Annotated in this window: 7 protein-coding genes and 3 tRNA genes; 1 reads left to right on the top strand and 9 read right to left on the bottom strand. The window is 63.4% G+C overall.

Going from position 1 to position 6,543, the window contains the following annotated elements:
- From AAG793_RS12835 to AAG793_RS12820, 4 genes are all read right to left on the bottom strand, one after another.
- Positions 1-147: GTP-binding protein (locus AAG793_RS12835; protein WP_341908688.1), on the bottom strand; the 147-nt coding region annotated here is incomplete at its 3' end.
- Positions 148-237: 90 nt separating this feature from the next.
- Positions 238-312, bottom strand: a tRNA-Thr gene (locus AAG793_RS12830).
- Positions 313-419: 107 nt separating this feature from the next.
- Positions 420-493: transfer RNA gene (locus tag AAG793_RS12825), tRNA-Gly, on the bottom strand.
- A gap of 154 nt (positions 494-647) precedes the next feature.
- A tRNA-Tyr gene (locus AAG793_RS12820) sits at positions 648-733 on the bottom strand.
- Between the two features lie 231 nt (positions 734-964).
- On the opposite strand from AAG793_RS12820, the gene AAG793_RS12815 reads away from it, so the two are divergent.
- Positions 965-2,077: a patatin-like phospholipase family protein gene (locus tag AAG793_RS12815; RefSeq protein WP_341908676.1), complete on the top strand. Its 1,113-nt coding sequence runs from the start codon at positions 965-967 to the stop codon at positions 2,075-2,077.
- Positions 2,078-2,096: 19 nt separating this feature from the next.
- Here AAG793_RS12815 and AAG793_RS12810 read toward each other — a convergent pair whose 3' ends face one another.
- The 5 genes from AAG793_RS12810 to ltaE form a co-directional block, all read right to left on the bottom strand.
- Complete coding sequence (locus tag AAG793_RS12810) at positions 2,097-2,828, bottom strand: uracil-DNA glycosylase (RefSeq protein ID WP_341908675.1); 732 nt, start codon at positions 2,826-2,828, stop codon at positions 2,097-2,099.
- A 19-nt stretch (positions 2,829-2,847) separates the two neighbouring features.
- A complete protein-coding gene (gene trpC, locus AAG793_RS12805; protein ID WP_341908674.1) occupies positions 2,848-3,654 on the bottom strand; it encodes an indole-3-glycerol phosphate synthase TrpC in 807 nt (268 codons plus the stop codon).
- Positions 3,655-3,657: 3 nt separating this feature from the next.
- The gene (gene trpD, locus AAG793_RS12800; protein WP_341908673.1) at positions 3,658-4,701 is read right to left on the bottom strand and encodes an anthranilate phosphoribosyltransferase; all 1,044 of its coding nucleotides are present in this window, start codon (positions 4,699-4,701) and stop codon (positions 3,658-3,660) included.
- A 62-nt stretch (positions 4,702-4,763) separates the two neighbouring features.
- Positions 4,764-5,489 (bottom strand): LysE family translocator, encoded by a 726-nt coding sequence (locus tag AAG793_RS12795; protein WP_341908672.1) that lies wholly within the window; start codon positions 5,487-5,489, stop codon positions 4,764-4,766.
- Positions 5,482-6,543 carry a low-specificity L-threonine aldolase gene (ltaE, locus tag AAG793_RS12790; protein WP_341908671.1) on the bottom strand — a complete coding sequence of 354 codons (1,062 nt, stop codon included), beginning with the start codon at positions 6,541-6,543 and terminating at the stop codon, positions 5,482-5,484. The genes AAG793_RS12795 and ltaE overlap by 8 nt, the downstream gene beginning before the upstream one ends.

Genomic DNA, 6,543 nt, shown 5'->3' with positions numbered 1-6,543 from the left:
CTGGTCGTAACCCTTGGCTTCGCCGCCGAACTTGGCTGCCAGCACCGTGGTGATCGCCGCCGTCAGCGTGGTCTTGCCGTGGTCCACGTGGCCAATCGTGCCGACGTTGACGTGCGGTTTGGTCCGCTCAAATTTGCCTTTTGCCATTTCAAACTCCAGAAATTGATGAAGAGTTACAAAACCAGTTCACTACTCTCGCCGCCTGCAGCGCCTTTGCGCCGCAGCGGCTCTCAAATATGGTGCCCTTTGCGGGAATCGGACCCGCGACCTCTCCCTTACCAAGGGAGTGCTCTACCACTGAGCCAAAAGGGCCTGATCAGGAAGTCACCAGGACTCCCCAACAATACTCATTGAACACTCATTGCGAACCCGGACAAGGCAAGCTACCGGCACAACCTGCACACCACACCCACACAAGGTGGAGCGGGAGACGGGAATCGAACCCGCGTCATTAGCTTGGAAGGCTAGGGTTCTACCATTGAACTACTCCCGCGCAGCTCTGCCAAATCAACTCGCACTGACCAGACATCACAAACATCTCCCAATGCATCAGGGCCTTTCGGCACCGGCACTGGCCGCTTGACTTCTGCACCTGCACTCCCGTCCATCGGACCGGAGCAACATCGAACAAAAAAGACCCAAAAATCTGGTGGATGAGGCTGGATTCGAACCAGCGTAGGCGTAAGCCAACAGATTTACAGTCTGCCCCCTTTAGCCACTCGGGCACCCATCCTTCAAGCGAACCTCGGATTATGCCACGGTTTTATGGCAACTGGTAGAGCCCCGCAGCGCAAGACTGCGCGATGTGAGCCCAGCGGGGGCTCCAGCGGCACCCCCTGCGCCAGTGGTGAGCCCGCCGGGGCATGAAACTTGCCGTTGACAAGGCCTATTCAAGGCCCATTTAAAGTGAGCACTGGACTCGCATTCCGGCTGTTTCTGGTCCCCACAGCCTCCCGGAACCACCATGAACCCCCAGCCCGCTGAATTGCCAGCCACCACGCACCAACCCTCCAGCCCGGTTCGCCGGGTCAATCTCGCTCTGCAGGGCGGCGGTTCGCATGGTGCCTTCACCTGGGGTGTGCTGGACGAGTTGCTGAAGGACGAACGCATCGAGATCGACGGCGTGAGCGGCGCCAGCGCTGGCGCCGTCAATGCGGTGGCCCTGGCCCACGGGTTTGCAGCAGCCGCCCGCGACGGCCAGGACGCCATGGCCGCACGCGAAGCCGCCCGGGCCACACTGAGCACCCTGTGGCAGCGCGTGGCCGCCATGGGCAGTCTGGGCTCCATGGCTGAAGGCATCAGCAAGATGATGATGGGTTACTGGTCGAGTGAAAAAGTGGGTGCAAACTTCTTGGGAAAGTCCCTGAACCAATGGATGTCACCCTACCAATCGAACCCGCTGGACATCAACCCCTTGCGCCGCCTGCTGCAGGACGAGATTGATTTCGAAGCCATTGCCCGGCATCAGCAACCCAAGGTGTTTGTCTCCGCCACCCATGTCCCCACTGGCAAGGCCGAGATCTTTCATGGCAAGAAGCTGACGCTTCAGGCGGTAATGGCATCCACCTGCCTGCCCACGCTGTTCCGGGCGGTGGAAATCGATGGGCAACCCTACTGGAATGGCGGGTTTTCAAGCAATCCTTCGCTGTTGCCGCTGATCAACGAGTGCAGCAGCCGCGACATCATCGTGGTGCAGATCAACCCGCTCAGGCGACCGAGTGCGCCCCAAACCGCTCATGCCATCGTGGACCGGGTCAATGAGCTGACTTTCAACGCCAGCCTGCTCTTGCAGATGCGAACCATCGACTTCATCAACCGCCTGCTGGCCGATGGCCGCTTGCAGGAGGGCGAGCGCTACAAAAGCCTGCTGCTGCACCGCATTGATGGCGGCGAGGCGCTGGAAGAGTTTCCTTCATCGAGCAAGCTGTCTGCCGACCGCGTCATGATCGACAAGCTGTTCGCCATGGGCCAGGGCTCGGCACGGCGCTGGCTGCGCCGCCATTTCGAGGCACTGGGTCAACAAAGCACCGTCAACATCCGCCGCGATTACGTGGGCAGCACGCCGCCCGAGTTTTGATGCCAGAGATCTGCCGGGGTCAGACTTTCGAGCCTGCCGCCGGCCTTGGATGCTGCTCCCGCCAGGCGCGCGCCTGCGAGAAATGCCCACACCCGATGAAGGGCAGCGGTGGGCGCAGCGCCGACAGCGGCGAAGGATGATTGGCCACCAGCACCTTGTGGCGGCTGGCGTCGATCAGCGCGCGTTTGCTCTGGGCGTGCGCGCCCCAGAGCATGAACACCACCGGATGCGCCCCGTCCGACACATGGCGGATGACGGCATCGGTGAGCACCTCCCAGCCTTTGCCCGCGTGACTGGCCGGCTGGCTCTCCTCCACCGTCAGGCAGGTGTTGAGCAGCAGCACGCCGTGCGTGGCCCACCTCACCAGACTGCCGCCCGGCACAGGAAAGCTCGGCGGCGGCGTCCCCAGATCGCGCTGCAACTCCTTGAAGATGTTGCGCAGCGACGGCGGCAGCGGTACCCCGGGTGCCACCGAGAACGCCAGGCCTTCAGCCTGGCCGAGGCCGTGGTACGGGTCCTGCCCGAGGATCACCACGCGCACCTCTTCCGGCGGCGTGAGCGCCAGTGCCCGCAGGGGCTGCGGCGGAAACACCACCGCCTGTTGCGCCAGGCGCTCCTGCAGGAACGCCAGCAGGCGGCGGCCGATGTCGCTCGCAAAAAAATCGTCAGTCAGCGGCTTCCACCCGGGCGCCACCGGCCAGGCGCCGAGCTCGGCGGCCACCAAACGGTCGGGTGTCTCTGCTGCGGCCATCTCGCGCCCTGGAAGCGACTCAGGCCTTGCCGAACAGCGCCGCCAGGGCCAGACCCGGCTCTTCGGCCCGCATGAAGGCTTCGCCGACCAGAAACGCGTTCACGCCCGCATCGCGCAGGCGCTTCACATCGGCGGGCGTGGCAATGCCGGACTCGGTGATCAGCAGCCGGTCGGAAGGTACCTTGGCCAGCATGCCCAGCGTGGTGTCCAGCGAGACTTCGAAGGTCTTGAGGTTGCGGTTGTTGATGCCGATCAGCGGCGTCTTCAGCTTGAGGGCCCTGTTCAACTCGGCTTCGTCATGCACCTCGACCAGCACCGCCATGTCGAGCGACATGGCCAGCGCCTCCAGGGTTTGCATCTGCGCGTCGTCGAGGCATGCCGCAATCAGCAAAATGCAGTCGGCACCCATCACGCGCGCCTCGTACACCTGGTACGGGTCCACCATGAAATCCTTGCGCAGTACCGGCAGGCTGCACGAGGCGCGGGCCTGCTTGAGGTAATCCACGCTGCCCTGAAAGAACTGCCGGTCGGTCAGCACCGAGAGGCAGGCGGCGCTGAGCGTGCCGTCGCCCTCGGCATAACTCTGCGCAATGTCGGCGGGAATGAAGTCGGCACGCAGCACGCCCTTGGAGGGGCTGGCTTTCTTGACCTCAGCAATCACCGCTGGCTGGCCCTCGGCCATCTTGGCGCGCAAGGCGCCCACAAAGTCGCGCGTCAGCACGCGCGATTCAGCGTCTTCACGCATCACGGCCAGAGGCTTGCGTTTGATGGCCGCAGCCACTTCCTCGTGCTTGACGGCAACGATCTTGTCGAGAATGTCAGACATGGTTCAGCCCGCCAGTTGTTGGGTGGTGGCGATCAGCTGCTGCAGCCGCGCCTTGGCTGCGCCAGAGGCCAAGGCCGCCCGTGCCAGATCGATACCGGCCTGAATCGAATCCGCCACATCGGCGGCATAGAGCGCCGCACCAGCGTTGAGGATCACGATGTCGCGCGGGGCGCCCGGCTGGTTGTCGAGCACGCCCAGCAGCATGGCCCTGGACTGCTCGGGCGTCTCGACGCGCAAGGCACGCGAGCTGGCCATGGGCATCCTGAAATCTTCCGGATGGATTTCGTACTCGCTCAGCTCCCCGTTTTTCAGCTCGCCCACCACGGTGGCAGCGCCCAGGCTGACTTCGTCCATGCCGTCCTTGCCGTAAACCACCAGCGCATGCTCAGCGCCCAGCCGCTGCAGCGCGCGGATCTGGATACCCACCAGATCGGGATGGAACACCCCCATCAGGATGTTGGGCGCACTGGCCGGGTTGGTGAGCGGGCCCAGGATGTTGAAGATGGTGCGCACGCCCAGTTCCTTGCGGATGGGCGCGACGTTCTTCATCGCCGGATGGTGGTTGGGCGCAAACATGAAGCCCACACCGACCTGCTCGATGCACTTGGCGATGGACTCGGGTGAAAGCTGGATATGAATGCCCAGCGACTCGATGACATCCGCGCTGCCGGACTTGCTGCTGACGCTGCGGCCACCGTGCTTGCTGACCTTGGCACCTGCGGCGGCGGCCACAAACATGGCGCAGGTGGAGATGTTGAAGGTGTGCGAGCCATCGCCGCCAGTGCCCACAATGTCAACCAGATGCGTCTTGTCAGCCACGTTCACCTTAGTCGAGAACTCGCGCATCACCTGCGCGGCGGCAGTGATCTCGCCAATCGTTTCCTTCTTCACGCGCAGGCCGGTGATCAGCGCGGCCATCATCACCGGCGACATCTCGCCGCTCATGATGAGCCGCATGATGTGCAGCATCTCGTCGTGAAAAATCTCGCGGTGCTCGATGGTGCGCTGCAGAGCTTCCTGCGGGGTGATCTGGTGGGTGTTCGGCATGACCTGTCTCGTTTCGTGTGTCGCTTCCGGGTTCAGCAACGCGGTGGGTTGAACGTTCTGACTTAGTTTGAGGGATTGTCGCTAAGCGCCAGCCTGATGCCAAACGCAATGAACATCACCCCGGCTGCACGGTCCAGCCAAGTAAACAAGCCCCCACGCTGGTCACTGCGTGTACTGCGCTGCCCCCCGAGGGGGCTGTGCTTGCTTGGGGCGGCCCTGCGCTGCGCACCTGCCCCGCTCAGGCGCTTGGCCGCCCAGGCCGCCACCAGTGCCCAACCTGTGTTGACGGGAATCGCATTGAGGTTGAACAGCGCGCCGAGCAGCACAAAGGCCAGCGCCTTGTTTTCGGTGCCGGGTGCGATGAACTGCGGCACAAAGGCCAGAAAGAAGATCGCCACCTTGGGGTTGAGCACATTGGTCCAGAAGCCGCCGATGAACACCTCCCTGAGCGCCAGTGGTGGCGCACTGGCCGCCACCGCCGCCAGATCGGTGGTCTTGGGACTTCTGGCAAACAGGATTTTCACGCCAATCCAGAGCAGATAAGCCGCACCGATCCACTTCAACACGGTAAAGGCCGTGGCCGATGTAGCGAGCAGCGCGCTCACACCCAGGGCAGCAGCAAAAATATGCACGAAGCAGCCCGCCGTAATGCCCAGGCCCGCCACGATGCCGGCGCGTGCGCCCGAGCGCAGCGAATTCGTGACGATGTACAGCACATCGGGACCGGGCGTCAGGTTGAGCAGCCAGCCGGCTGCAATGAACAGCAACAGATGCTGGAAGTCAGGCATGAGCGTCCTCCTGCTTCGCAAAGAAACCGCGAATCGCTGCGATCGCGTGGTCCACGCCTGCGGCATCAACGTCGAGATGCGTCACAAAGCGCAACCGATAGAGACCCGTCGCCTGAATGCCGTGTTGCGCAAGATGAGTGAGCAGCGCGGCAGATTTGGCTTTGGCCTCGCCCGTCAGGTCCACAAACAGGATGTTGGTGTGCGGCGTCTCCACCTGCAGACCGTCGATACCGGCCAATCCATCAGCGAGGCGTCTGGCCAGCGCGTGGTCCTGCGCCAGCCGCTCGATGTGGTGATCCAGCGCGTAGGACGCAGCGGCGGCCAGCACCCCGGCCTGCCGCATGCCGCCGCCCGCCATCTTTCGGATGCGGTGCGCCCGGGCGATGAACTCGCGCGATCCGCACAGGGCCGAGCCCACCGGTGCGCCCAGCCCCTTGCTGAAGCAGACGGAGACGCTGTCGAAGTTCTGCGCAATGCGCTTTGCTTCTGTGCGGGCGTCACTCCCGTTTTGCACGGCCTGCGCCACCGCCGCATTGAACAGTCGAGCGCCGTCCAGGTGGCGATTCAGGCCGTGTTTTTTGGCCAACGCCGTGGCCTGCTGCACGTACTCGAAGGGCAGCAGCTTGCCACCCAGGGTGTTTTCCAGCGCCAGCAGGCGTGTGCGAGCAAAGTGCGCATCATCGGGCTTGATCGCCGCTTCGATGTCGGCCAAGGCCAGCGTGCCATCGGCCTGATGGTTCAGCGGCTGCGGCTGCACACTGCCGAACACCGCGGCGCCGCCGCCTTCCCAGCGGTAGCAGTGCGCCATCTGGCCAACAATGTATTCATCACCGCGCTGGCAGTGACTGAGCAGCGCGCACAGATTGCTTTGCGTACCGGTCGGTACAAACAGCGCTGCCTCGAAGCCCAGCATGCCGGCAATCTTTTCCTGCAACGCATTGACGCTGGGGTCACCGCCGAACACGTCGTCACCCAGCGGCGCTGCGGCCATGGCATCACGCATGGCCGCTGTCGGCTGGGTCACGGTATCGCTGCGCAAATCGATCATCGTCAT

Origin of the sequence: Polaromonas sp. YR568 (assembly GCF_943372955.1) — a bacterium.
In the GTDB taxonomy this organism is placed as follows: domain Bacteria; phylum Pseudomonadota; class Gammaproteobacteria; order Burkholderiales; family Burkholderiaceae_C; genus Polaromonas.
This window is presented reverse-complemented; position numbering and strand designations above follow the sequence as displayed.

Excerpts from the sequence above, each read along its gene's own strand:
- AAG793_RS12810 (WP_341908675.1), bottom strand. The coding sequence starts at position 2,828 with ATGGCCGCAGCAGAGACACCCGACCGTTTGGTGGCCGCCGAGCTCGGC.
- AAG793_RS12815 (WP_341908676.1), top strand. The coding sequence starts at position 965 with ATGAACCCCCAGCCCGCTGAATTGCCAGCCACCACGCACCAACCCTCC.
- trpC (WP_341908674.1), bottom strand. The coding sequence starts at position 3,654 with ATGTCTGACATTCTCGACAAGATCGTTGCCGTCAAGCACGAGGAAGTG.
- AAG793_RS12795 (WP_341908672.1), bottom strand. The coding sequence starts at position 5,489 with ATGCCTGACTTCCAGCATCTGTTGCTGTTCATTGCAGCCGGCTGGCTG.
- ltaE (WP_341908671.1), bottom strand. The coding sequence starts at position 6,543 with ATGACGATGATCGATTTGCGCAGCGATACCGTGACCCAGCCGACAGCG.
- trpD (WP_341908673.1), bottom strand. The coding sequence starts at position 4,701 with ATGCCGAACACCCACCAGATCACCCCGCAGGAAGCTCTGCAGCGCACC.